1 pseudogene is annotated in these 256 nt (G+C 68.4%); it reads right to left on the bottom strand.

Features of this window, described 5'->3' with window-relative positions:
• A pseudogene (locus tag SB772_RS43190) lies at positions 1 to 256 on the bottom strand (hypothetical protein); the annotation flags it as partial.

Genomic DNA, 256 nt, shown 5'->3' on the forward strand with positions numbered 1-256 from the left:
GCGTCGGCGAGCGGACGGCCAATCGCGCGGCTGAGCGTCAGCGACGACAGCGCCGCGGCGACCAGACCGCCCACCAGCACGACGATCGAGAGCACGCGCAGCGTGTCGTAGACCGATTCCGCGCGGTCGAAATCCGCCTGCGCAGCGCTGAACTGGAAATTGCGCAGCGCTTCGCCCGAGATCGAAAGCTCGTTGTACAGCATCTGGAGCTGCTTGGCGCCCTCGCCGATCCGGTCGTGGTCGCCCGTCGCGATCG

The sequence above is a fragment of the Paraburkholderia sp. SIMBA_030 genome, from assembly GCF_046535245.1.
Classification (GTDB): Bacteria; Pseudomonadota; Gammaproteobacteria; order Burkholderiales; family Burkholderiaceae; genus Paraburkholderia.